Origin of the sequence: Luteimonas aquatica, assembly GCF_022662575.1 — a bacterium.
Taxonomy (GTDB): Bacteria; Pseudomonadota; Gammaproteobacteria; order Xanthomonadales; family Xanthomonadaceae; genus Luteimonas; species Luteimonas aquatica.
Genome location: NZ_JALBFU010000033.1, coordinates 1 through 1,435 on the forward strand (window position 1 = coordinate 1; position 1,435 = coordinate 1,435).

A 1,435-nucleotide genomic window follows, 5' to 3' on the forward strand; every position below is an offset into this window, starting at 1 on the left:
CAGCAGCGTGCGCACCGCCTCCTCGGCCTGCTGGCGGCCGATGCCTTGCGTTCGTCGTGGAAGTTGGGCATTGGGGCCTTCATAAGGATGATATTACTCGCCATCTTATCTAGTAATGTTCGGCGCGGCGGCGGGCGCAGTGTAAGTCGATGAAATCAGCATCTGATTAGAATACCGCTTTCTTTCTATTCGCCATACCAAGCCGCAAGCTAGCCATACCTCCAAATGATAAGGGCTTCCGATTCCAACGAAATCGGATCTAATCACCATTAATTTCGATAAGAAGCTCTTTTGCACGCACACTCCCCTTGTCAGCAGATCTTCTTAACCAAAACTCCCCCCTCATGCGATCATTCTTCACTTTTGATTTAACTAAAATAAATCCGAGATTATATTCGCAAACAGAATCGCCATTCTCTGCGCAAATTCTTAACCACTTCATTCCCTCTTCATAGTCTAAATTAGAAAAATAGTAATTTTCATACAACTTCTTTGCCGCAGGTATCGAGCCCGACATAGCTTCTTGCTCTAATGATGGTATTTCTTCCTTGGACACTGATGAAGATTGTTGTGACATAACAACTCCGGGAATTGCAAACAACATAATCCCTGACATTAATTTTCCTGTAAATTTCATGGCGCGATCCTATTAAAGAACAGCTTTTGGAGTGAAAAAAATGTATCGCCCACCAGCATTTAGGTTAGGCCCCGTTAGCCCATCCGCATGAGTATAATTCTGCCAAGAAGCTCCAGAATTTGTCGGCGCCACGATCGTACCTAATCCATGCGGCCATACAAAATTGTTAGCCCCCCATACACCTACGCCCAGCTCATCAGCCAACGCTTTCGCCGGTGAAATTCTGCCCCCAGGGGGAACTAGCCCAGCATTGCATGCTTGAAGCTGTACTGGCGTTCCAGCAATGTAGTTGGGATCGGATTTGATTATATTAGCCAGTTGTTTAGCACTCAAAAATTGCCTTGATCATCAACCAATCCATATGGATTTGAGTGTGCTGCAACTGAATATGATCCCGGGATAGATGCGGTGTCAACAAATCCAGAATAAGCTGTGTCTGTGGGGCTTATTAATATTTTGTCTGCTAATCCCAGTGCATCTGTACGACTTATGGGATTTCCATTAACGTAAGCATATAGATTAATTCCGCCCCACAAGCCAATTGGATCCACTTGGTTATATCGACCAACACCTGAATTGTAGTAGCGATTGATGTTGTACCAGAGCCCACTTTCCTGGTCGTAATACTGCCCAGGGAACCCGACGTTCAACCCGCCAATCGCATCGATCGCCACCGTCCGGTCGAACGCTCCGTTGGTCGCCTTCCACACGATCGCTTTTGTGCCATCGGTCACGATCTCCGGCCGGCCCAGATGGTCGGCGTGGATGTAGCGCACGATGTTGTTGCGCACCATGCCC

2 protein-coding genes are annotated in these 1,435 nt (G+C 47.3%); both read right to left on the reverse strand.

Annotation, left to right across the window (positions count from 1 at the left end):
- Positions 1–259 precede the first annotated feature (259 nt).
- Positions 260–637 carry an SEL1-like repeat protein gene (locus MD221_RS17375; protein ID WP_242113416.1) on the reverse strand — a complete coding sequence of 126 codons (378 nt, stop codon included), beginning with the start codon at positions 635–637 and terminating at the stop codon, positions 260–262.
- Positions 638–966: 329 nt separating this feature from the next.
- Positions 967–1,435: RHS repeat-associated core domain-containing protein (locus MD221_RS17380; protein ID WP_277928952.1), on the reverse strand; the 469-nt coding region annotated here is incomplete at its 5' end.